At 70.1% G+C, this 22009-nt stretch carries 28 protein-coding genes; 19 read left to right on the forward strand and 9 right to left on the reverse strand.

The annotated features are described in order from the left end of the window. The first annotated feature begins 27 nt into the window (after positions 1-27). Together AC21LY_RS05170 and AC21LY_RS05175 are read left to right on the forward strand one after the other, a co-directional pair. Positions 28-1125 (forward strand): CaiB/BaiF CoA transferase family protein, encoded by a 1098-nt coding sequence (locus tag AC21LY_RS05170; RefSeq protein WP_489045245.1) that lies wholly within the window; start codon positions 28-30, stop codon positions 1123-1125. A gap of 40 nt (positions 1126-1165) precedes the next feature. After that, positions 1166-2614 (forward strand): serine/threonine-protein kinase, encoded by a 1449-nt coding sequence (locus AC21LY_RS05175; protein WP_489045246.1) that lies wholly within the window; start codon positions 1166-1168, stop codon positions 2612-2614. Between the two features lie 3 nt (positions 2615-2617). On the opposite strand, the gene AC21LY_RS05180 is transcribed toward AC21LY_RS05175, so the two are convergent. From AC21LY_RS05180 to AC21LY_RS05195, 4 genes are all read right to left on the reverse strand, one after another. Then, positions 2618-3325 (reverse strand): chymotrypsin family serine protease, encoded by a 708-nt coding sequence (locus AC21LY_RS05180; RefSeq protein WP_489045247.1) that lies wholly within the window; start codon positions 3323-3325, stop codon positions 2618-2620. Between the two features lie 120 nt (positions 3326-3445). Then, entirely contained in the window at positions 3446-3928 is a 483-nt protein-coding gene (locus AC21LY_RS05185; protein ID WP_489045248.1) for a hotdog fold domain-containing protein, read from the reverse strand. Positions 3929-4015: 87 nt separating this feature from the next. Then, positions 4016-4555, reverse strand: a complete 540-nt coding sequence (locus AC21LY_RS05190; RefSeq protein WP_489045249.1) for a Uma2 family endonuclease — start codon at positions 4553-4555, stop codon at positions 4016-4018. A 34-nt stretch (positions 4556-4589) separates the two neighbouring features. Continuing rightward, positions 4590-5594: an alpha/beta hydrolase family protein gene (locus tag AC21LY_RS05195; protein ID WP_489045250.1), complete on the reverse strand. Its 1005-nt coding sequence runs from the start codon at positions 5592-5594 to the stop codon at positions 4590-4592. A 361-nt stretch (positions 5595-5955) separates the two neighbouring features. Between AC21LY_RS05195 and rpsJ the strand changes: the two genes are divergently transcribed. Genes rpsJ through rpsQ form a run of 11 tightly spaced genes read left to right on the forward strand, consistent with a single transcriptional unit; the run spans position 5956 to position 11188 of the window. Further along, the gene (gene rpsJ / locus AC21LY_RS05200; RefSeq protein WP_003938093.1) at positions 5956-6261 is read left to right on the forward strand and encodes a 30S ribosomal protein S10; all 306 of its coding nucleotides are present in this window, start codon (positions 5956-5958) and stop codon (positions 6259-6261) included. Between the two features lie 19 nt (positions 6262-6280). Then, entirely contained in the window at positions 6281-6946 is a 666-nt protein-coding gene (gene rplC / locus AC21LY_RS05205; protein WP_489045251.1) for a 50S ribosomal protein L3, read from the forward strand. Continuing rightward, positions 6943-7596, forward strand: a complete 654-nt coding sequence (rplD, locus tag AC21LY_RS05210) for a 50S ribosomal protein L4 (RefSeq protein WP_489045252.1) — start codon at positions 6943-6945, stop codon at positions 7594-7596. The genes rplC and rplD overlap by 4 nt, the downstream gene beginning before the upstream one ends. Beyond that, positions 7596-7907: a 50S ribosomal protein L23 gene (gene rplW, locus AC21LY_RS05215; RefSeq protein ID WP_068522672.1), complete on the forward strand. Its 312-nt coding sequence runs from the start codon at positions 7596-7598 to the stop codon at positions 7905-7907. Before rplD ends, rplW begins: the two co-directional genes overlap by 1 nt. Next, positions 7908-8744: a 50S ribosomal protein L2 gene (rplB, locus tag AC21LY_RS05220; RefSeq protein WP_126196442.1), complete on the forward strand. Its 837-nt coding sequence runs from the start codon at positions 7908-7910 to the stop codon at positions 8742-8744. 14 nt (positions 8745-8758) lie between these two features. Then, complete coding sequence (gene rpsS / locus AC21LY_RS05225) at positions 8759-9040, forward strand: 30S ribosomal protein S19 (RefSeq protein WP_019202328.1); 282 nt, start codon at positions 8759-8761, stop codon at positions 9038-9040. After that, on the forward strand, positions 9040-9444 hold the full coding sequence (gene rplV / locus AC21LY_RS05230) for a 50S ribosomal protein L22 (RefSeq protein WP_489045253.1): 405 nt from the start codon (positions 9040-9042) through the stop codon (positions 9442-9444). Before rpsS ends, rplV begins: the two co-directional genes overlap by 1 nt. 2 nt (positions 9445-9446) lie before the next feature. After that, complete coding sequence (rpsC, locus tag AC21LY_RS05235) at positions 9447-10256, forward strand: 30S ribosomal protein S3 (protein ID WP_068533046.1); 810 nt, start codon at positions 9447-9449, stop codon at positions 10254-10256. Positions 10257-10260: 4 nt separating this feature from the next. Beyond that, a complete protein-coding gene (gene rplP, locus AC21LY_RS05240; RefSeq protein WP_146434973.1) occupies positions 10261-10677 on the forward strand; it encodes a 50S ribosomal protein L16 in 417 nt (138 codons plus the stop codon). Continuing rightward, complete coding sequence (gene rpmC, locus AC21LY_RS05245; protein WP_013128010.1) at positions 10677-10907, forward strand: 50S ribosomal protein L29; 231 nt, start codon at positions 10677-10679, stop codon at positions 10905-10907. Before rplP ends, rpmC begins: the two co-directional genes overlap by 1 nt. Further along, positions 10904-11188 (forward strand): 30S ribosomal protein S17, encoded by a 285-nt coding sequence (rpsQ, locus tag AC21LY_RS05250; protein WP_489045254.1) that lies wholly within the window; start codon positions 10904-10906, stop codon positions 11186-11188. Before rpmC ends, rpsQ begins: the two co-directional genes overlap by 4 nt. A gap of 174 nt (positions 11189-11362) precedes the next feature. Here rpsQ and AC21LY_RS05255 read toward each other — a convergent pair whose 3' ends face one another. Beyond that, complete coding sequence (locus AC21LY_RS05255; protein ID WP_489045255.1) at positions 11363-11911, reverse strand: hypothetical protein; 549 nt, start codon at positions 11909-11911, stop codon at positions 11363-11365. Positions 11912-12220: 309 nt separating this feature from the next. On the opposite strand from AC21LY_RS05255, the gene AC21LY_RS05260 reads away from it, so the two are divergent. Then, positions 12221-13729, forward strand: a complete 1509-nt coding sequence (locus AC21LY_RS05260) for a DEAD/DEAH box helicase (RefSeq protein ID WP_489045256.1) — start codon at positions 12221-12223, stop codon at positions 13727-13729. A 29-nt stretch (positions 13730-13758) separates the two neighbouring features. Here the strand turns inward: AC21LY_RS05260 and AC21LY_RS05265 are convergent, their stop codons facing one another. Genes AC21LY_RS05265 through AC21LY_RS05280 form a run of 4 tightly spaced genes read right to left on the reverse strand, consistent with a single transcriptional unit; the run spans position 13759 to position 18963 of the window. Beyond that, positions 13759-14001 (reverse strand): hypothetical protein, encoded by a 243-nt coding sequence (locus AC21LY_RS05265; protein WP_489045257.1) that lies wholly within the window; start codon positions 13999-14001, stop codon positions 13759-13761. Continuing rightward, positions 13998-17276, reverse strand: coding sequence for a helicase HerA domain-containing protein (locus AC21LY_RS05270; protein WP_489045258.1), 3279 nt, complete (start codon positions 17274-17276; stop codon positions 13998-14000). Before AC21LY_RS05270 ends, AC21LY_RS05265 begins: the two co-directional genes overlap by 4 nt. After that, the gene (locus tag AC21LY_RS05275) at positions 17273-17941 is read right to left on the reverse strand and encodes a hypothetical protein (RefSeq protein WP_489045259.1); all 669 of its coding nucleotides are present in this window, start codon (positions 17939-17941) and stop codon (positions 17273-17275) included. The genes AC21LY_RS05270 and AC21LY_RS05275 overlap by 4 nt, the downstream gene beginning before the upstream one ends. Continuing rightward, positions 17938-18963 carry an endonuclease domain-containing protein gene (locus AC21LY_RS05280; protein ID WP_489045260.1) on the reverse strand — a complete coding sequence of 342 codons (1026 nt, stop codon included), beginning with the start codon at positions 18961-18963 and terminating at the stop codon, positions 17938-17940. The genes AC21LY_RS05275 and AC21LY_RS05280 overlap by 4 nt, the downstream gene beginning before the upstream one ends. A gap of 128 nt (positions 18964-19091) precedes the next feature. Here AC21LY_RS05280 and AC21LY_RS05285 point away from each other — a divergent pair, with 128 nt between their 5' ends. From AC21LY_RS05285 to rplN, 5 genes are all read left to right on the forward strand, one after another. After that, the gene (locus AC21LY_RS05285) at positions 19092-19301 is read left to right on the forward strand and encodes a type II toxin-antitoxin system VapB family antitoxin (protein ID WP_489045261.1); all 210 of its coding nucleotides are present in this window, start codon (positions 19092-19094) and stop codon (positions 19299-19301) included. Between the two features lie 296 nt (positions 19302-19597). Next, positions 19598-20293 carry a hypothetical protein gene (locus AC21LY_RS05290; protein WP_489045262.1) on the forward strand — a complete coding sequence of 232 codons (696 nt, stop codon included), beginning with the start codon at positions 19598-19600 and terminating at the stop codon, positions 20291-20293. 91 nt (positions 20294-20384) lie between these two features. Then, complete coding sequence (locus tag AC21LY_RS05295) at positions 20385-20777, forward strand: hypothetical protein (protein ID WP_489045263.1); 393 nt, start codon at positions 20385-20387, stop codon at positions 20775-20777. 236 nt (positions 20778-21013) lie between these two features. Beyond that, on the forward strand, positions 21014-21418 hold the full coding sequence (locus AC21LY_RS05300) for a hypothetical protein (protein WP_489045264.1): 405 nt from the start codon (positions 21014-21016) through the stop codon (positions 21416-21418). Positions 21419-21640: 222 nt separating this feature from the next. Next, complete coding sequence (gene rplN / locus AC21LY_RS05305; RefSeq protein WP_013128004.1) at positions 21641-22009, forward strand: 50S ribosomal protein L14; 369 nt, start codon at positions 21641-21643, stop codon at positions 22007-22009.

The following is a 22009-nucleotide window of genomic DNA, read 5'->3' on the forward strand; positions in this document are numbered from 1 at the left end:
AGGTTACGGGCAAGTTAGCGTGCATTCATGACTGATACGAAGCAGGGTCCTCTCGCGGGACTGAAGGTGGTCGAGTTCGCCGGTCTCGGGCCCGCCCCGCACGCCGCCATGCTCCTCGCCGACCAGGGCGCCGACGTCGTCTCGGTGCAGCGGCCGGGCATCGGCGTCGCCGGGCTCACGGGCAAGCCGCAGGGCGTCAAGCGCGGCCGCACGATCGTCGAGGCGGATCTGAAGAACCCGCAGGACATCGAGAAGATCCTCGAGCTCATCGACCGCGCCGACGTGATCGTCGAGGGCTTCCGCCCGGGCGTCATGGAGCGCCTCGGCCTCGGCCCCGACGTGGTGCTCGAGCGCAACCCCCGCATCGTCTTCGCCCGGATGACGGGCTGGGGCCAGGACGGCCCGTTCGCGCAGCGCGCGGGTCACGACATGAACTACATCTCGCTGACCGGCCTGCTGCACGCGATCGGCCGCCAGGGCGAGCGTCCGGTGCCGCCGCTCAACCTCGTCGGCGACTTCGCGGGCGGCTCGATGTTCCTCGTCTTCGGCGTGCTCGCCGCGCTCTACGAGCGCAACACCTCGGGCAAGGGGCAGGTCATCGACGTCGCCATGGTCGACGGTGCCTCCCTCATCGGGCAGATGCAGTGGGACTTCCGCGGCCAGGGGATCTGGAGCGACGAGCGCGGCGTGAACCCCCTCGACGGCGGCGCGCCCTACTACGACACCTACGAGACCGCCGACGGCAAGTATGTCAGCGTCGGCGCGATCGAGCCGCAGTTCTTCGCCGAGCTGCTCCACAAGCTGGGACTCAAGCAGGAGGACCTGCCCTACCAGCTCGACCAAGCCCGGTGGCCCGAGCTGCGCGCCGCGCTCGAGGCCGCGCTGAAGACGAAAACCCGCGACGAGTGGGCGGAGATCTTCTTCGACTCCGACGCCTGCGTGGCGCCGATCCTGACCTTCGAGGAGGCGCCGAACCACCCGCACATGAAGGCGCGCGGCACCCTGCAGGAGGTCGGGGGAGCTATGGCGCCGATGCCCGCTCCCCGCTTCTCCCGCACTCCCGCTGCGTCGCCCACGGCACCGTCGGCCGAGCCGGTCGATCCGGACACGCTCTGGCGCGACTGAGCGCGCCGGGACCGGTCGGCGGGGGCGCTAGGATTCGCGCATGGCGATGCAGGGGGGCGACGAGTTCGCCGGGTTCAGGGTGGTCCGCCGGTTGGGCGCGGGCGGAATGGGTGAGGTCTACCTGGTGGCGCATCCGCGGTTGCCGCGGCAGGAGGCGCTGAAGATCCTGCCGCAGGATCTCTCGACCGACGAGTCCTACCGCGTCCGGTTCAACCGGGAGGCCGACCTCGCGGCCACGCTGTTCCATCCGAACATCGTCGGCGTGCACGACCGCGGCGAGGCCGACGGCAAGCTGTGGCTGTCGATGGACTACGTCGCCGGCGTGGACCTCGACCAGCTGGTCCGGGACCGGCATCCGCACGGGCTGCCCGTCGCCGACGTCGTCTCGGTGATCACGCAGGTCGCCGCGGCGCTGGACCACGCCCACGGCAAGGGGCTCATCCACCGGGACGTGAAGCCGGCGAACATCCTCCTCGCGGAGTCGGGCGCGGACGCGAGCGGCCGCGTGCTGCTGGCCGATTTCGGCATCGCGCGCCGCATGGACGACGATGCCGGCCTCACCGCCACGAACACGGCGGTCGGCACCGTGACCTACGCGGCGCCGGAGCAGCTGGCGGACGAGACCGTCGACGGTCGCACGGACCAGTACGCCCTCGCGGCGACGGCCCTGACCCTGCTCACGGGCCGCAGCCCCTTCGCGGGCACCACGCCCGGCGCGGTGATCAGCCGGAAGATGCGCGGCGAGGTGCCCCGGGCCGCCGACGCCGACCCGCGCCTCGCCCCGCTGGACCGGGTGCTGTCGACGGCGATGTCGCCGCAGCCCGCGGGCCGGTTCCGCACCTGCACGGATTTCGCCCGTGCGCTCGAGGCGGAAGCGCGCCAGGTCGGCTCAGGGGCGCTGCCGCGGCACGCCCAGGCGCCACACCAGTCCGCGCCCACGCTGCACACCCCGCCCCCGGCTCAGACGTCGACGCCCTACGGCAACACCGTGCAGGGTCCGGCGGCCCAGTACGGCGCCGCGGCCCAGTACGGCACGGCGGCTCAGCACAGTGCGGCCCCGTACGGCGCGGCCGCGCAGCAGGGCGCGGCGGCGCAGCAGGGGCCGCCGGCCTACGGCTCGCAGCCCTCGTTCCCCGCCTTCGGTGCGGCACCCGCGCAGGCGGGCACCGCACCGTCGAAACTGCCCTGGCAGGCGATCGTCGCGGCGGTACTGCTGATCCTGGGCGGCGCTTTCGGCCTGCTGCTCGGCATCACGGGCTTCTCCGACGACGGGGTCGGTCCCGCGCTCGGCGGGCTCTGGGTGTTCTGCTCCGTGGTCGCGCTGGTCGGCGCCGGGTTGCTCTTCGCCACGCGGACGCGGACGGCCTTGATCGTCGCGACCGCGACGGCGGTGATCCTCGGTGCCACCTGCTCCGGCCTCATCGCGACCGTGCTGGTCCCGATCCTGCTCTGGGGACCGAGCTCGGTGCGCGCCTGGTTCAGCGAGTAGGACTCAGCCGACGACCAGCGACGTGCCGGTCGCGCGCAGCACGGAGCTGAGGTCGTAGAACAGCGAGCCGCTGCGGCGCAGCGGACCGTCGAAGGTGGCGGCGCGCGAGGCGATGCCCAGCGCGGCGTTGTCGGAGGTGCGGATCAGCGGGCCGCCGCTGTCGCCGACCTGCACGGGGATCGTGGTGGCGATGTAGCCACCGTCGACGCTGACGACGGAGCCGCAGCGCCATCCCGACGAGACGCCCTGGCTGCAGACCGCGTCGCCCGCGCGCGCGGTGCCGACGGTGCTGGGCCGGATCCGTCCGCCGGGGGCGGCCTGCGCGAGCTTGGGGTCGAGGGTGAAGACGCCCCAGTCGGGGGCATCGGGCACCTCGAACATGTCGGTCTTGGTGAGCCGGGGCGCCGACGAGCCGGTGTTCACGCCGACGATCCGGCCGTCGACGACCACCTGCTGGCCCTGCGAGCCGCAGTGACCGGCGTAGAGGCCCACGCGGGTGCCGTCGGGGCGCTGCCCGATGAAGCCGACCGTGCAGCCGCGGCCGTCGGCCACGTTGCCGACCAGCTTGGTCACGGTGAGCACCGAGGTTCCGGGGACGACCGTGGTCACGGGCTCCGCCTGCGCGGCGGCGGGGAGGAGCGCGGCGACGCCGCCGAGGACGGCCACGGATGCCGCGGCAGCCTTCGGGAACGACGTGATGATGCGGCGCATGGTCCTCCTCGGGTAGGCGCAAGACTGTGCGACGGTAGCGTGCCACACCCCACCGCGCCTGTAAACCGAGTGGCCGATGATGCGCAGGTTAGCGCATGAGACGTGAGTTGCGGAATGTTCTCACTTCGAGGGCTTCGGTGTGACCCAGGTCGTGATCCGCGCGTGCACCACCTCGGTGCCCTTCTTATCCCGGACGGCGATGTCCACGACCACGTCGCGGCCGGTGGTGATCGCGTCCCAGTCGATCTCCTCGGCGAGGGTCGCGGTGGCGACGAGCGAGGACTCCGCCTTGGCGAGGTAGTCCACCGTCATCGACTTCGGCAGCCAGCGGTGGGTGCCCGGCGTGGACGCCTCCATCACCATGCCCATGCCCACCTCGGCGAGGTTGCAGGCCGCGATGGCGTGGAAGGTGCCGATGTGGTTCTGCACGAACCACCACTTGGGCCCGTGGACCACCGCGCGGCCGTACTCGATCTCGGAGATGTACGGCGTCACGGAGGCGAAGTACGGCGCCTTGAGTGACGCCGCGGCGGAGAAGGCCAGCTTGCCGAGCGGCTTGTCGCTGAGCGTGCGCCACATCTTGTACGTGGTGGTGTCGGTCATGACGCCTATCTTACTGCACGGTAAGTTCGACGGCGCACCGCTGACGGAGTCCTCGGGTGGGTGGGCGTAAGGAGGCTGTGCCGGGTATCAGCCCAGCGCCCCGGGGTCGACCTGCAGGTCGAACGGAGCGGAGACCCGGACCGGGCCGGTGCGGATGACGCCTGTGTACCCGCGGTCCCCGAGCGTCAGGACCTCGAGCGACCCCTCGTCCACGTCGACGATCCAGTAGTGCTCGATCCCCGCCGCCGCGTACTCGTAACGCTTCATCACACGGTCCGTTCCGCGGCTCCCGGGGGAGAGGATCTCCACGGCGAGGAGCACATCGGCCGCATACAGCAGCCGCGCCGGGGCGTCCCGACGGATCACCAGATCCGGCGCCCGGACCGTTGCGGGCGTCGTGGGATCGAGCACGACGTCGACGTCGAGCGAGACGCGGAAACCCTCAGGGATCTGCGGGGTGAGCTGGACGGCGAGTGCGAACATCGCGTCCTGGTGGGCGGGTCTCGGCCTCGGCGACACGATCAGGACCCCCTCCTGCAGTTCCGACCGGCCGGACGCGTCCTCCCCCAAGGCGCACCACTGCTCCAGCGAGATCAACTCCGTGAACTGCTGCGGGCCGGTGGACATGGCCCGATGCTACGCCGCGGAGCTACCCCGCGGATCAGCGCGGCGGGTTCGCGGCCAGCGCGTCGAAGCCGTTGCGGGACACCCGGACGATGGTGTCGAGGATCGTCGGCCAGTAGGGCGAGCCGACGGTGACGGGCGTTCCGTGATTCGCGCCCTCGAGCTCGACCAGCAGCGACGGTGCGCCGAGCGCCCGCGCCGCGGCCACGAACTCCTCGGACTCGGCGACGGGCACGACCGTGTCCTTCGATCCGTGGATCGCGACCGAGGGCATGAGCGGATCGATCCGCTGGATCGGGTTCGCCAGTGCGTAGTGCTCCGGCACCTGGTCGGGCATGCCGCCGAGCGCCTGGCGCACGTGGTCGTTGAGCCGCGAGGACGTGCGCATGTCGAGCACGCCCGCCATCGAGACGAAGGCCCGCGGGACCACCGCCGGGCCGCCGCCCGCGGGCCACGTCACCCCGGGGGAGCCCGTGGGCAGCGTGCGCCGGGACGCGGCCCACGCGGCGAGCTGTCCGCCGGCGCTGTGCCCCACCAGGATCACGTTCGACGGGTCGAGCGCCGGCGCGGACTCCGCCAGCGTCGGCACGAAGTCGACCGCGTGGCCCACGTCGGTGAAGGTCGTCGGCCAGCCGCCGCCCGAACCCACGCGGCGGTACTCGATGTTCCACACCGCGAGGCCCGCGGCCTGCAGCGCCCGCGCCACGTCCGACATGTACCCGGCGCTGGACCTGTTCTTCCAGCCTCCGCCGTGGATCAGCACCACCACGGGCACGCTGTGCGGCGCGTGGGTGCCGCGGGGGAGGTAGAGGTTGCCGTAGTTCTGGCGGGGATCGGCGCCGGGCGCGGGGTAGCGGTAGCGGACCGCGTCGTCGCGCACCGCCGCTGCCGCGCGCGGAACCGGCTGGGCCGACGAGGCGGCCGTGCGGGAGGGGGCCGGCGGCGCCCCACCCGGGTCGACGGTGCAGCCGACGAGCCCGGCGCCCAACGACCCCACCAGGATCAGCGCGCCCAGCTTCGGCGCGACGCGCTGCTCGGTCATGATCGCCAATGCTACAGAGCGGCTCGGCGGCCGGTGTGACGCGAATCGCACGGAGCAGATGGACCGGTTCGATTTGAAGAAGACGTCGGAGCAGTGCATACTGGTCGGGTTGCCTTGTCGGGCGGCGCGGTCCCCTGTGGACCGGGTCACCGGCTACGGTATCGCCCGGCACCCCTCGCGGGAGCCACCGGATCACCCGGCGGAGCATGAGCGCCAGCGCGACACGCCCGACCGCGTGGACCGGAGCAATTTGATACATGAACAGCGTCGATCGACTTCACGCGGGATGCGTTCCCGCAGGTTTTTCAGCTGTCCGTGTGTCTGGCAATACGTTTGAACACTTGACGGAAGAGGACACAGCGTGGCGGGACAGAAGATCCGCATCAGGCTCAAGGCCTATGACCATGAGGCGATCGACGCGTCTGCTCGGAAGATCGTCGAGACCGTGACCCGCACCGGCGCCCGTGTGGTCGGTCCCGTGCCGCTGCCGACGGAGAAGAACGTGTACTGCGTCATCCGTTCGCCGCACAAGTACAAGGACTCGCGCGAGCACTTCGAGATGCGTACGCACAAGCGGCTGATCGACATCCTGGACCCGACGCCGAAGACGGTCGACGCGCTCATGCGCATCGACCTGCCGGCCAGCGTCGACGTGAACATCCAGTAAGCGGCTGCGGAGAATCGATATGACTGAGAACAAGATCAAGGGAATCCTGGGCACCAAGCTCGGCATGACCCAGGTCTTCGACGAGAACAACCGGGTCGTCCCGGTCACCGTCGTCAAGGCCGGGCCGAACGTGGTCACCCAGATCCGTACCCAGGCCACCGACGGCTACGACGCCGTGCAGATCGCCTTCGGCGCGATCGACCCCCGCAAGGTGAACAAGCCCGTCTCGGGCCAGTTCGCCAAGGCCGGTGTCACCCCGCGTCGCCACATCGCCGAGCTGCGGCTCGCCGACGCCGAGGCCGCCGCCGACTACGAGGTGGGCCAGGAGCTGGGCGCCGACGTCTTCGAGGCCGGAAACTTCGTCGACGTCACCGGCATCAGCAAGGGCAAGGGCTACGCCGGCGTCATGAAGCGCCACGGCTTCGCCGGTCTCGGCGCCAGCCACGGCGCGCAGGCCGTGCACCGTGCCCCCGGTTCCATCGGTGGCTGCGCCACCCCCGGCCGCGTCTTCAAGGGCGTGCGCATGGCCGGCCGTATGGGCTCCGACAAGGTGACCACGCAGAACCTGTCCGTGTTCAAGGTGGACGCCGACGCCGGCGTCATCCTGATCAAGGGCGCCATCCCCGGTCGCAAGGGCGGCCTCGTGATGGTCCGTAGCGCCGTGAAGGGTGGTGCTCGCGCATGAGCAAGCTGACTCTCGATGTCAAGACCGCCGACGGCAAGGTCGACGGCACCGTCGACCTCCCCGCCGAGATCTTCGACGTGGAGCCCAACATCGCCCTGATGCATCAGGTGGTCGTCGCGCAGCTCGCCGCTGCGCGCGCCGGCACCCACTCCACCAAGACCCGCGGCGAGGTCCGCGGCGGTGGACGGAAGCCGTACCGCCAGAAGGGCACCGGCCGCGCCCGCCAGGGCTCGACCCGCGCTCCGCAGTTCACCGGCGGTGGCACCGTCCACGGCCCGCAGCCGCGCGACTACAGCCAGCGCACCCCGAAGAAGATGAAGGCCGCCGCCCTGCGCGGTGCCCTCACCGACCGGGTTCGCGAGGACCGCATCCACGTCGTCACCGAGCTGGTGGCCGGCCAGGACGCGTCGACGAAGTCGGCCCGCCTGTTCCTGGCCGCGCTGTCGGAGCGCAAGAAGTTCCTCGTGGTCGTCGGCCGTGAGGACCTGACCGCGCAGCGCAGCGTCCAGAACCTGCCGAACGCGAAGTGGATCTACCCGGACCAGCTCAACACCTACGACGTCCTCGACGCCGATGACCTGGTGTTCAGCCGCGAGGCCCTGGGTTCGTTCATCGCGTCCGCGACGAAGACCGAGGAGGCGAACGCCTGATGGCTACCGCAACCATCCCCGCCGACCCGCGGGACATCCTGCTCGCGCCGGTGATCTCCGAGAAGGCCTACGGCCTGATCGAGGAGAACACGTACACCTTCGTGGTGCACCCGGACGCGAACAAGACGCAGATCAAGATCGCCGTGGAGAAGGTCTTCGGCGTCAAGGTCGACAGCGTCAACACCTTGAACCGCCAGGGCAAGCGCAAGCGCACCCGTGCGGGTTACGGCCAGCGCAAGAGCACCAAGCGCGCCATCGTGACCCTGAGCGCCGATAGCAAGCCCATCGACATCTTCGGAGGCGCGAGCTAAATGGCTATCCGTAAGTACAAGCCGACCACTCCGGGTCGCCGTGGCTCGTCGGGCTCGACGTTCGACGAGATCACGCGGTCGACCCCGGAGAAGTCGCTGGTCCGCCCGCTGCACGGCCGCGGTGGCCGCAACGCGCACGGTCGCATCACCACCCGGCACAAGGGTGGCGGGCACAAGCGTGCGTACCGCGTCATCGACTTCCGTCGCCATGACAAGGACGGCATCAACGCCAAGGTCGCGCACATCGAGTACGACCCCAACCGCACCTCGCGGATCGCACTGCTGCACTACCTGGACGGCGAGAAGCGCTACATCCTCGCCCCCAAGGACCTCAAGCAGGGCGACGTGGTCGAGTCCGGCCCCAACGCCGACATCAAGCCGGGCAACGCCCTGCCGCTGCGCAACATCCCCGCCGGCACCGTGATCCACGCCGTCGAGCTGCGCCCCGGTGGCGGTGCCAAGATGGCCCGCTCGGCCGGTGCCAGCATCCAGCTGCTGGGCAAGGAGGGCGCGTACGCGACCCTGCGCATGCCCTCCGGTGAGATCCGTCGCGTCGACGTGCGTTGCCGCGCCACCGTCGGCGAGGTGGGCAACGCCGAGCAGAGCAACATCAACTGGGGCAAGGCCGGCCGCATGCGCTGGAAGGGCAAGCGCCCGACCGTCCGTGGTGTCGTCATGAACCCGGTCGACCACCCGCACGGCGGTGGTGAGGGTAAGACCTCCGGTGGCCGCCACCCGGTGAGCCCGTGGGGCAAGCCCGAGGGCCGCACCCGCAAGAACAAGGCGAGCGACAAGCTGATCGTCCGTCGCCGCAAGTCCGGTAAGAACAAGCGCTAGGAGGGAGTTAGAGAATGCCACGCAGCCTCAAGAAGGGCCCGTTCGTCGACGACCACCTCCTCGCGAAGGTCGACGTCCAGAACGAGAAGGGCACCAAGCAGGTCATCAAGACCTGGTCGCGTCGTTCCACCATCATCCCCGACTTCATCGGTCACACCTTCGCCGTCCACGACGGTCGCAAGCACGTGCCGGTGTTCGTCTCAGAGAACATGGTGGGCCACAAGCTGGGCGAGTTCGCCCCGACGCGGACGTTCAAGGGCCACATCAAGGACGACCGGAAGGGTAAGCGCCGCTAATGAGCAACGAAGCAGCCACCACCGCCAATCCGACCGCCTCGGCGACCGCGCGTTTCGTGCGCGTCACGCCGATGAAGGCCCGTCGCGTCATCGACCTGGTCCGCGGCAAGGACGCCGAGCAGGCGCTCGCCATCCTGCGGTTCGCGCCGCAGGCCGCGAGTGAGCCGGTCGCCAAGGTCCTGGCCTCGGCCATCGCCAACGCGCAGAACAACCTGGGTCTCGACCCGCGCACCCTGGTCGTCTCGGAGGCGTACGCCAACGAGGGCCCGACCATGAAGCGCATCCAGCCGCGGGCCCAGGGCCGTGCGTACCGGATCCGCAAGCGCACCAGCCACATCACCGTCGTGGTGGAGTCGGTCGACTCGAAGAAGCCCGCCGCCAGCCGGAACCGGAAGGGAGCGTAAGCATGGGTCAGAAGATCAATCCCCACGGCTTCCGCCTCGGCATCACCACGGACTGGAAGTCCCGCTGGTACGCCGACAAGCAGTACTCGGAGTACGTCAAGGAAGACGTCGCGATCCGTAAGCGTCTGACCGACAGCCTCGAGCGCGCCGGCATCAGCAAGATCGAGATCGAGCGCACCCGGGACCGCGTGCGGGTGGACATCCACACCGCGCGTCCGGGCATCGTCATCGGCCGCCGCGGCGCCGAGGCCGATCGCATCCGGTCCGAGCTGGAGAAGCTCACCAAGAAGCAGGTGCAGCTGAACATCCTCGAGGTCAAGAACTCCGAGGCCGACGCCCAGCTCGTCGCACAGGGCATCGCGGAGCAGCTGAGCAACCGCGTGGCGTTCCGCCGCGCGATGCGCAAGGCGATCCAGTCGGCGATGCGTCAGCCGAACGTCAAGGGCATCCGGGTCCAGTGCTCGGGTCGCCTGGGCGGCGCGGAGATGAGCCGCAGCGAGTTCTACCGCGAGGGCCGCGTGCCCCTGCACACGCTGCGCGCCGACATCGACTACGGCCTGCACGAGGCGAAGACCACCTTCGGGCGGATCGGCGTCAAGGTGTGGATCTACAAGGGTGACGTCGTGGGCGGCCGGCGCGAGCTGGCGGCACCGTCGAACGACGACCGTCGCGGCCCGCGTCGTGAGCGCCCCCAGCGCCCGCGCCGTAGCGGCGCTTCGGGCACCACCGCTACCAGCACCGAGGCCGGTCGCGCCGCAACGGAGGAGACTCCGGTGGCGGCGGCTCCGGCTGCAACGAACCAGGAGGGCTGACGCCATGTTGATCCCCCGTCGGGTGAAGCACCGCAAGCAGCACCACCCCAGCCGGTCCGGCCAGTCCAAGGGCGGCAACAAGGTGACCTTCGGTGACTACGGCATCCAGGCTCTCGAGCCCGCCTACATCACCAACCGTCAGATCGAGTCCGCTCGTATCGCCATCAACCGCCACATCAAGCGTGGCGGCAAGGTCTGGATCAACATCTTCCCGGACCGCCCGCTGACCAAGAAGCCGGCCGAGACCCGCATGGGTTCCGGTAAGGGCTCCGTCGAGTGGTGGGTGGCGAACGTCAAGCCCGGTCGCGTGCTGTTCGAGATGTCCTACCCCAATGAGGAGACCGCTCGCGAGGCCCTGCGCCGCGCCCAGCACAAGCTCCCCTGCAAGACCCGCATCGTCACCCGAGAGGAGCAGTTCTGATGTCGAACACCGTCGCCGCTGATCTTCGCGGTCTGACCGCGGACGAGCTGGTGGAGAAGCTGCGCGAGGCCAAGGAGGAGCTGTTCAACCTGCGCTTCCAGATGGCCACCGGACAGATGAGCAACAACCGTCGCCTGCGCACCGTGCGTACCGACATCGCACGGATCTACACGATCCTGCGCGAGCGGGAGCTCGGCCTGGCCTCGGGCCCGGAGGGTGACGCCGCATGAGCGAGAACGGAAGCAACGTGAGCACCGAGCAGCGCAACAGCCGCAAGGTTCGCATCGGGTACGTCGTGTCCGACAAGATGGAGAAGACCATCGTCGTCGAGCTCGAGGACCGGGTGAAGCACTCCCTGTACGGCAAGATCATCCGCACCACCTCCAAGGTGAAGGCGCATGACGAGGAGGGCGTCGCCGGTGTCGGCGACCGCGTCCGGATCATGGAGACCCGTCCGCTGAGCGCCAGCAAGCACTGGCGCCTGGTGGAGGTGCTGGAGAAGGCCAAGTAGGCCCACCCGCACCGCACAGACGAGACGGCCCCCGTCCACTCCGCGAGGAGAGGACGGGGGCCGTTCGTCGTTCCGGGGCGCTGTTGTTCCGGGCGCGTTGTTCTTCTGGGGCGAGCTGTTGTTCCGAGGTGCGCCACCGGGCCGGGCCGGCGCCCGGCGGCGGCCCGACCGGGTTCAGCGGCAGACGCTCTTGACCGCCGTGGCCGCCTCACCCAGCTGCGAGAACGCGGGGTTGCTCTTGGCCCACGTGGCGTCACCGGACGCGCGGGCGGACTGGTCGACGCGCAGGCCGTCGGCGTAGGCGTCCAGCTTCGTCTTGTAGTCGGTGATCGCCGTCTTGATCGTCGGCGCGAGGTTCTCGGTGGCGAGGATCCCGGGCAGCTTGCCCGACTCGGTCGCGATCGCGGCGAGCTCGGCGTTGAGCAGGGAGCTGATGCCGTCCCACGTCCACTTGGGGTCCTTGGTGAAGGCGACCGTGGCGCGGCTCGCGACGACCCGCGTGTCGTATCCGGCCTGCCACGAGGAGCACGCGGACTTGCCGGCTGCCACCGCGGCCGCGGCCCGGGAGGCGGCGATCGTCGACTGGTAAGCGGCCACGTCCTTCTGGTCGGCGGTGCCGGTGCCCGCCACCGACCCGCAGCCGGCGAGTGCGACCATCGCGGCGCCGGCCACGAGGGCCGCCGCGCCGCGTGCGCGGAAGGGACGAGTCGTACGTGCGGTCATTTCCTGCCTCCCCGGGCGTGCGTGTGAAGGTGCACGCTTCCTGCGTGCATTCTCGCTCATGAGACCGCCCGATGTCGCACAGGGGTGGCGACCGTCCGGCGTGTGAGCGTCGGCACGTCCCCTTCGAGTATGCGCGTCGGGCCAACAAGTTTGCTAGGCTCTAGATAGTGCGGGGCGGTGACGCCCGGCATGCGTCGTAGGGCTCCCGGGCCCTGTCTCGCCGGCATCGGCTCGAGACCTCCTCCCGGTTCTTCTCTTGCGGCGAACGGACGCGGCCACCGCCGCCTTCGCCACCCACCAGTGTTAGGTATGACCACACCCGTGTCTACAGCTGTGCCCACCGCATCTTTCGCCGACCTCGGCGTCCCGGCTCCCGTCGTCCGTGCCCTCGAGGCCATGGACCGCCCCACCCCCTTCCCGATCCAGGCCGACACCCTGCCCGACACCCTCGCCGGCCGCGACGTGCTCGGCCGCGGCAAGACGGGGTCGGGCAAGACCCTGGCTTTCGCGATCCCGCTCGTCGTCACCGTCGACGGTGCCCGGGGCTCGCGCCGGCGCCCGGGTCGCCCCGTCGGCCTGGTGCTGGCGCCGACGCGCGAGCTCGCGACCCAGATCACGGCCACCGTCGAGCCGCTCGCGAAGGCCCTCGACCTCACCGTCACCACCATCTTCGGCGGCGTCAAGCAGTCCCGGCAGGAGCAGGCGCTCGCGCAGGGCGTCGACATCGTCGTCGCCTGCCCCGGCCGCCTCGAGGACCTCATGCGGCAGAAGATCGTCGACCTCTCCGACGTGGCGGTCTCCGTGCTCGACGAGGCCGACCACATGGCCGACCTCGGCTTCCTGCCGGTGGTCACGCGGATCCTCGCCGCCACTCCCGCCGACGGCCAGCGCCTGCTGTTCTCCGCGACGCTGGACAACGGCGTCGACAAGCTGGTCCGCCGGTTCCTGCACGACCCGGTCTCGCACTCGGTCGACCCGGAGACCTCGCCGGTCGCCGACATGACGCACCATGTCTTCGAGGTGGGCGGCAAGGACGACAAGACCGAGCTGGTGCGCGCCCTCGCGTCCGGCACCGGCCGGCGGATCCTGTTCACCCGCACCAAGCACCAGGCGAGGAAGCTGGCCAAGCAGCTCACCGCCCAGGGCATCCCCGCGGTCGACCTGCACGGCAACCTCAGCCAGCCGCAGCGCGACCGCAACCTGGAGGCCTTCAGTGCCGGGACCGCCCGCGTGCTCGTCGCCACCGACATCGCGGCCCGCGGTGTGCACGTCGACGACGTCGAGCTGGTCGTGCACGTCGACCCGCCCGCCGAGCACAAGGCATACCTGCACCGCAGCGGCCGGACCGCGCGCGCCGGCAGCGCGGGCACCGTCGTCACCGTGATGCTCACCGAGCAGCGCAAGGACACCCAGGTCCTGCTCAAGAAGGCCGCCATCGCGGCGCGGCCCGTGCCCGTGAGCGCCGGCTCGCCGGTCGTCGTCGACCTGGTCGGCGAGGTCGCTCCCTACGTCGAGCCCGCGCCGGTCGCGCCGCCGCAGCAACCGCGCCGCGCCGGCGGCGGTCACGCCCCGGGCCGTGGTCGCGCCGGGCGCGGCAAGGGAACGGGTCAGCGGCCCGACGGTGCCGGCCGCGGTCAGGGCGCGGGCCAGAGTTCCGGCCGTGGCCAGGGCGGCGGACGGGCCCAAGGCGCCACGCGCGGCCAGGGCGGTCAGCAGCGTCAGGCCCCGTCGGGCGGGCGGACGCAGGGCCAGGGCCGGCCGCAGGGGCAGGGCCGCGCACAGCAGCCCCGCCTGCGCGCCACCCGCCCCGCGGGCTGATCCGCGCTCCAGCTGCGGGCTGATCCGCGCTACGCCATGCGGGCGCCGCGACCGACCAGCAGATAGGCCGCGGGCAAGACCCCCGCGGAGTTGACCACGCCGAGGCCGAGACCCCAGAGCTTCTTGGGGCCGCGGACCTCGGCGTCGTCGCGTCCGGCCAGGTCGGCCAGCGCCCAGGCGCGGAGCCCCGCGTCGACCGCCGCGGTCGCGACGAACATCGCTCTGGCGCGCGGCGACAGCTCGCTCCAGCTGACCTTCTTCTTCGGGCTCATGCAGTGCTCCTTCGGGCGATGACGAGGACCTCGTCCTCCGTGGGTGGGCTGGCGGCGTGGTGGCTCAGGCACATCGGCGCGTGCAGGCGCACCGTCGACGCGCCGGAGCCCAGGTAGAAGTCTCCCGCGCCCAGGCCGCCGATGCCGTCGAGGCGCCCGCCGCGCGCGGCGGCGAGGTCCTTCGCGGCCTGGATCTGCACGGGCGCGTTGAGCTTGCCGTAGAAGTGGGTGGCGCTGTTGCCGACGATCTTGTCGTGCAGGCCCTTCGGCGCCTGCGTCGCGAAGACCAGCCCCAGCCCGTACTTGCGCGCCTGCGAGGCCAGGAGCAGCGTGGACTCGGTGGAGGGCTTCACCGCCCCGGACGGCGCGATCTGCTGCGCCTCGTCCATCACCAGTAGCCAGCCGAGCGGCTTCTCGCCCGCGGGATTGCGGCGGATCCAGGCGAACAGCGCGAGCTGCAGCTGGGCCACGAAGGTCTGCCGCTGCGTCTCGTCGGGGAGGCCGATCAGGCTGATCACCGACACCCGCGCCCGCTTCCCGGCGGTGGGGGTGAGCAGGGCGGCCGGGTCGATCGCCTCGCCACTGCCGCCGAGGAGCGGGTTGTTGATGAGCGCGGCCTGCAGGTTCGCGGCCAGCTCGGGTGCCAGCTTGTCGGCGCTGCCGAGCCTGCTCCGCGTACCGTCCCACTCGGACAGGAAGGCCGCGTAACCGCGGATGTCGGACGTCCCGGTCTGGCGGCCGTACGCGTGGAGGGATTCACGCAGGATCGCCCGCTGCTGCTCGCGCCGCGCGCCGCCCACGCCCACGTGCTGTTCGAGCGCGCTCGCGCAGGCCTCGACGGCCATGTCGAAGCCCTCGCGGGCCTCCTGCGCCTCCAGGCCTACTCCGTCCATGCCGGACCGCAGCGCCGCGAAGTCCGGGATCGGTTGCAGCACAAGGGGCCGCGCCGAGGGCCGGTTCGGCGTCCAGACGATCACCTCGGTCTCGTCGAGGTAGCGCTGCGCGCGCTCCGCGTCGCCGGGCCACCAGCCGGCGGGCTGTTCGGGCCAGGGCTCGCCGAGGCGGGAGAGGTCGTTGTTCGGATCCAGGACGATCGCCGAGACCCCGCGCAGCGCGCACTCCTCGATCAGGCGACGGATCAGCACCGTCTTCCCCGAGCCCGAGCCCGCGAAGATCGCGGTGTGCTTGCGCAGCTCCGCCTCCTCGACCGCGACGGGCCGCCGGTCCGGCGACGTACCGAGCGTGATCGCACCGTCGCCCGACGGTGCCGCGACCTCCGGCTCGAGCACGACGTCCGTGCGCGGCGCGGGCGGACCGCCGAACATGACGTCGGCCACCGACGTGGACAGCCCGCCGACCTTCCCGACCGCGTCGCCGGGGATGAGGCTGCGGCTGCGCCCCGGGCCGGCGCCGCGGCGTGCCCCCGCACCCTGGGCCGACGGTGCCGGGCTCGCCTTCTGCTCCAGGCCAGCGAACAGCCGCAGCCCGTGCGCGGGGCGCCGCGCCGCGAGCCACTCCTCGAGCCCGTCGGGGGAGTCCGCGATGATCCGGCTCAGCGCGTCGAGTGAGGCGAGGTCGGCCTCGTCGAGCGGGAGCAGTTCGGCGCCGCTGTCGAGCGCATCGGTGAGGGCGGCGGACGTCTTGGGGCTGGTGGGCCACGGCGCCGACCGCAGGAGGAAGAGCTTGCGCCGATCGATGCCGGCGGCGAGCCCCGCGGCGGTCACGGAGCTCCGGATGCGGTTGAGCACCGCCAGCGCCTGGGGCGACGGGATCGCCCGGAACGACCAGTGCTGCTCGTCCTCGACCCGGCCGGGCAGCCGTCGCCGCAGCCGCGCGTCGAGCTGTTTGCCGCCGCGTTCGACCTGGAAACCGTCGCCGCCGTCCTCGCGGGTCCAGGCGCGCAGGCCGGCCTCGAGCAGCGCGGACATCCGCTTGTCGGCGACGGCCTGGTCCGTGGCGACGTCACCGACCCGGGCCCGCAGCCGCAGCGCGTCGAACTGCGCGTCGATCGCCGCCAGGGCGTCCGCGGGCGCGGTCACCGCCGGCGTCTCCGTGGGCTCCTGCCGGCCGGGCTGCGGGGGGCGCGGACCGTCGTCGAAGGAACCGAGCTCGAAGTCGGAGCGGGTGGCGACGCACGAGCGGATGTGCCCGTCCACCTTGGTGAGCAGGTCACGCGGGGTGTGATGCACCGCCGAGGCGAAGGCCTCGGGCGCAACCGGCCAGGTGGGGTGCGGCGGCACGAAACCCCGGGCACGGTACGCGGCCGTCAGCCGGCGCTCGACGATGGCGCGGGCGATGGCACCGTCGGGCAGCGATTTGAGCGGGCCCACCACGCGGAACCGGGCGGCGACCGACGCGGTGGCGCGGCTGGACAGCGTCTCCCACGCCGTGGGCAGCATGCACGCGACCGTGACCGTGCGGTACAGCCCCTGGCGCAGCGCCATGAGACCGTGGCCCACCTGCTCGATCACCTCGTTCTCGGCGGCGTCGGGGTTGGCGAGCGTGGCCGCGGACTGGGCGAGCAGCGTGTCGATCTGGTCGACCGCGAAGACCGTGGCCGCCGTCTCGGCCATGAACGCGGAGATCGCGCGCACCGTCTCCACCGCGGAGAAGCCCCGCGCGGGCAGGCCCCAGTACAGGCGGTCGGCGGCCGTCTCCTCGACCTCGATGTCGTCGAGGAAGGCGGAGCCGAGGTCGGCGAGCCGGGTGTCGGGGGAGGCGAGCAGGACCAGCGCGCGCAGCACGCCGTGGTACTGCCGGACCTGCGGGCGGCGCTTGCTCATGGCCGCGACCAGCGCGTCGAGGCCCGCGGGGGTGGGCACCGCGTCGCCGGAGAACTCGCGGCGGTGCGCCCGCGAGAGCCCCGCCTCGTCGGAGAGCAGCCACAGCAGCTGGCCCAGCTGGGTGTCGTGGTCCCGCGCCGGGCGGAGCAGGGAGCTGCGCAGCGAGGTCAGCGCGGCGCGCCAGAAGTCGGAGGCGTCGAGAAGCTCCAGCAGCACGAAGTAGTGGCCCGCCGCCTGCACCTCGGCCCGGAACCGGGTGAGCAGGTGCGTCTTGCCGGTACCCGCGTTGCCGGTGATCACCAGGCCCGTCGGAGACGCGCCGGTGCTCGCGACGGCATCGCCGAGCGCGTCCTCGAGGTCCTCCCAGACGTCGGTGTGCAGGCCGTCGACGTGCATGTCCTCCGACGCCGAATCCCAGACCTCCTCGTAGGTGGGCGCCCAGCTCAGGCGGACGGAACGCAGCGCCGCGCGCTGCTGATCGGAGAGCGTCATCGAGTGATCCGTATCGCGTGCAGGGGGCGCCCGCCGAGGTGCAGCGCGGCTGCGCGGTCCTCGGCGGTGAGGGCCTTGAGATTGTCCTCCGCGACGATGTGCACTCCGGGTTCGGGGTACAGGGCGCGCAGCGCATCGTCGACGGTGCCCCGCGGCACACCGGGCAGGGCCGCGCGCAGGTCCTTCAGCGTGACCCACGCGCCCGGGGCCGCGATGTGCAGGTACGCCGCGCGCACCAGGTCGACGGGGTCGGCTGCGGGCGAGGGCGCGGTTGCGGGCTCGTGGGCCGGGGGAGCGGGTGGCGCGGGGGAGGCGGAGGTCATCACCTCGCCGAGCGCGAGCGACTCGCGCCGCAGGTAGCGACCCACGCTGGCGGCGAAGGTGAACAGGGCGCGCAGCTGTGGGGTGGCGCGCGGCGGGGGCGGGGATTCGAGCAGCTCGGCGGCGGCGGCCCAGCCGCGGTCGGTGAGGGAGAGCACGAGCGCGCCGCGGGATCCCTTCTCCACATCCACGAATGCGCGATCGACGAGCCTGCGCCGCGAGTCGGCTTTCAACTCCGGACCGAGCTGTTTCAGGTCGGGATTGCGCACCGGCTCGACAGCGGCGGCCAGCACCAGCAGCACCGCCGACTCCGTGCCCGTCAGCCCGTCCGTCAGCGCCGTCACCACGCCCTCCTTCCCGCTCCGGATACCACCAACGTACGGATTATGGCCACAGCGTCTGACAGGTCCCCGCGGATCCGGTCGTTCGTCAGCCGCAGCACCCGGTAGCCGGCGAGCAGGAGGTCCGCGTCCCGGCGCCGGTCCGCCTCGTACTTGTCCCTGGTCCGGTGGTCGGGCCCGTCCACCTCCACGACGAGGCGCGAGGTGGGGAAGAGCAGGTCCACCCGGACCGGCGGGTGCAGTTCTCCCAGGTCGACGGTGCGGTTCCAGTGCCGTTCCGCCGCCCACTCCACGCCCGCCAGGGCGCGTTCAAGGCGTTGTTCGGTGTCGCTCGCCGGGTGCGGGCGGCCCGAGACTGGCGGGAACGACGGTGCCGGGCGCAGCCGCGCCAGCGCTCTCGGGGCGTCGGCCCCGGGCGGGGGCGGCGGGGCACCGTCGACCTCGGGGAACCGGTCGAGGTGCGCGGAACCGGCCCCGAGCAGCCAGACGGCGCAGTCGCCGCGTGCGAGCCACTGCGCGACGGTGGCGAGCACGTCGCCCTGGTGAGTTGTGAGGGGCTCGTCGACGGTGACGGCGAGCGCGACCAGGGGCGCGCCGTAGCTGCGGGTGAGCGCGTATTCGAGGGCGGACCGGCGGTCTACTGCCGGGAGCGCCGTGAACGCCGCGAGCGACTGCGGGTGCACCGCGGCGGTGGCGAGGACGCCGAGCGCGGTACCGGTCCCGGGCTCGCCGGTGTGTGCGTGCGCGATCGAGCGGGCGGCGATCCGGTCCAGTGTCGCGCCGGATTCGGGGGCGCGGTCCGGTGCCGGTAGCCAGGCGGGGAAGAGCTCGATCGCGACGGCGGTGAGGCGGTCGAGGACGTCCTCGATGAGGGCGCTCGGGGTGTTCGGCAGGGGTGTGCTCAGGCCGGGGAAGACGACGACCGGGTCCTCCGCGCGTCGGCGATCCGCCGCAGCCGCCAGCGCCTCGGGGGAGATGCCGCGCAGGCGGGTCACCCCGCGGTGCGGGAAATCGGACAGGAGCACGAGCTGACGGTACGTGATGCACGAGCTACCTGCGGGTAGATCATTTTCGTGCCGGGTCGCTGGATAAGCGCTCGCGGCCCGACGGGCATCCGTACGGTGAGGAGATCGAGCGCGGGAGGGGGCACTCTATGGGGGCTATCAGTGTCGATGTCGATCGGGGCCTGATCGAGCGTGCTCGCAATGTCACCGGGGCGCGGTCGGACGGCGCCGTTGTCGTTGTGGCGCTGCGTCGCCTCATCGCGTCGAAACAGAAGGGCGCGATGATCGACGGCATCGCTGGGCTGACCGGCCTGTCCACGGGACTCGGCGCACCCGTGGTCAGCCCGGTCGCGCAGTGACGGACGGCCTCGTCGACAACTCGGTCTGGGCGCGGATCGAGACCGATGAAGCGATTGCGGAGCGGCTGCGGCGCATCGAGCGTTCTCCGTCTGATCTGTTCGTCACGTGTCCACGTGCATAATAACGTTGTTGGACGCAACGTCGGGCTACGGCACGAAGGTAATCAAGACGCGATTATTGAGGAATGCGCTTCTCTTGTACGCTCGGCCGTGATTGTCCCGCAGCCGTCGAGCACCGATCTGTCGCCGTATGCGGGCAAGCTGATCGCGATGGAGCCGTAGTGGGAAGGCAGGAGATGAACAAGAAGGTCGTGTGCGCAGGTCTCGCGGTAGGTTCGGCGATCATCGTTGCAGCGCTCGTGCTGATGCCGATCCCGATGAGCTTCACTTTGCGAGGGGTCATCGGCGTCGTAGGTGTGCTTTTATGTGCAGTCGTCGCCTACGCGATCTGGCGTACGCGCATGGTGAGTGTCGTTAGCGCAGTGGGCGGCGTACTTGGTGGTTTGCTTGCCGCAGCGCTCTTGGCATCTGTCGTTATCCCGTTCCAGGGTTTTCCGGCGGACGACGAGTTGCCCCCTGCTACTAGGTCAGCCGATGGCAGAGCGCTCGTGGCTATCACGATCGACCCAGTTATTGATCCGAGAGGCGGAATCACAGCGGCTGCAAGTCTCGCTGATAACGTCTTCGTTGCAAAGGCAGTTCGCCGTATCGGGGTGGAAGAGAAGGACGGCTTAGCCTCGACGACGTATGAGGTCGAAGTGTCTGAGGCCTTGAAGGGGGCTCCGCCTGTGAACAAGCAGGTGACCAGGCTCGGCGGGGAGACTGACAAAGCGATCTACGTCGTACCCGGCGATATTCCGATCACGGTGGGGCGCCAGTATGCCTTCCTTACCAAAGGTGCCGCGACCCAACAGGTGATTCCTGAGTGGGGAACTGTCAGCACTTCAACGTCCCGTGACATGGAAGAGTTGCGGAAGTCGGTGGGCAAGTAACTGTGCGAGGAATAAGAATTCCATCCGCGCCGCTCCGTCCACATTGACATCGAGCCCACTAGCGACATCAGCGAAAGTTGGAGGTAACGAGGTGCGGAATCCTTTCGAAGATCCGGCATTGGCGCGGATAGCCGTTGATCTACTCATCAAGGGTGTTTCAGAAGGGGAGTCCATCGCCCAGGTTGAATCCTATCTATCCGACGCGCTATTTGCGAAGGTCAACAGTATGTTGGAGGCTGAAGGTCGACAGTATCTCAAACGGATGATTCTGCGTGACGGAATGGCGCCAAATCCTTCAAGTATAAAGACGACGTTGGACCTTAATAGAGGAGGCGACAGTGTTATTCGTACGGTGGCATACTACGATCGCGATATCTATCCGGGTGTAAACCACGAGAATGTTCGAGTGGTCATGTTGTTTGAGGATGGTGCATGGCATATCGATCAATGGATTCGAGATGGTGAGGGCGACTCTGATAGGTGAACGACTCAAGACGTTTGTCGGTAGCAATGGCGTCGGTAACCGGGGTGGGTGTCCTGGTCCTGGTGTTCATGTTGTTCCCGGAGAGTTTCACGGGTACATGGGGATGGGCGGCGCAGCTCTTCATTTTCGTCGCGACTTGGATTATTTCGGTGCGAAATGCAAGGCGGAAGAAGTCGCCATCGCGACCGTGGAACGATGGAGTCGATAGTTCGTAAGCTGTGGCCGGAGGGCTCGCGGTGACCCGGCGCCTGTGGCGGATTGGACGAGTCGGCTTCGGGTGCGCATCGGGGTGGCTCGCACGGCTCGCCGTCGATCTGCTGGTGACGGGTGTAGCGGAACGACGGTCGCTCTCTCAGGTGCAGTCGTACCTGTCCGATGGGCTTCTTGCCAGGATGCGGAGACTCCCCGAGGCGGACGCGATGCAGTACCTCCGGGGCATGATCCTGCGCGACGGGATGACACCCAATCTGTCCAGCATCAAGACCCGGCTCGATCTGAACCGCGGCGGCGACAGTGAGATGGAGAGCGTGGCGTACTACGACCGCGATTTCAGGCCCGGCGTCAACCACGAGACCGTGCGGATCAGGCTGCTCTTCGAGGACGGAGCGTGGCACGTCGACGACTGGATACGCCTGGGCTGAGCCTGCCGCGGCGACAGGGGTACCTACCGGCCGGGCGGGGCGGCACCGTCGGGCAGGAGGGCCGCAGGCAGGGCACCCGACCGGGCGCGATTCGACAGCGACCTGCGGGTTCCCCTATCATGGACGGGTTGCCCGACGCCTCGCGCGCCGGGTGGCGGACCGCGCGTGTTCGGGTCGGTAATCCGGCACGCATGAAAATCCAGGTCTGAGGAGACTGCCACAGTGATTCAGCAGGAATCGCGAGTGCGGGTCGCCGACAACACGGGTGCTAAGGAAATCCTCTGCATCCGCGTGCTCGGTGGAAGCTCGCGCCGCTATGCCGGCATCGGTGACATCATCGTCGCCACCGTCAAGGACGCCATCCCCGGCGGCAACGTCAAGCGCGGCGAGGTCGTCAAGGCCGTCATCGTGCGGACCGCCAAGGAGCGCCGCCGTCCGGACGGTTCGTACATCAAGTTCGACGAGAACGCCGCTGTCATCATCAAGAACGACAACGACCCTCGTGGCACCCGCATCTTCGGCCCGGTCGGCCGCGAGCTGCGCGACAAGAAGTTCATGAAGATCGTTTCGCTGGCTCCGGAGGTGCTCTGA

The sequence above is a fragment of the Tsukamurella sp. II2bb genome, from assembly GCF_057815145.1.